The 230-nt window shown below is 50.9% G+C and carries 1 pseudogene; it reads right to left on the bottom strand.

From position 1 onward, the window contains the following. Positions 1-49: 49 nt before the first annotated feature. Positions 50-230, bottom strand: a pseudogene (gene secY, locus SB751_RS35905) (preprotein translocase subunit SecY); the annotation flags it as partial.

The following is a 230-nucleotide window of genomic DNA, read 5'->3' as shown; positions in this document are numbered from 1 at the left end:
AGAACCTCGCCTTGCATCTGAATGACGTCGTCCTTGGACATTCTTTTGCTTACCGCATCGGCAAACCCGCGCCCTTGAAGTTAGCCTTCTTGAGCAACGAGTCGTACTGGTGAGACATCATGTAGGCCTGAACCTGTGCCATGAAATCCATCGTCACCACCACAATAATCAACAGAGACGTACCACCGAAATAGAAGGGAACGTTCCAGCGCATCACCAAGAATTCCGGC

Origin of the sequence: Cupriavidus sp. SIMBA_020, from assembly GCF_046535395.1 — a bacterium.
GTDB lineage: Bacteria > Pseudomonadota > Gammaproteobacteria > Burkholderiales > Burkholderiaceae > Cupriavidus > Cupriavidus campinensis.
This window is presented reverse-complemented; position numbering and strand designations above follow the sequence as displayed.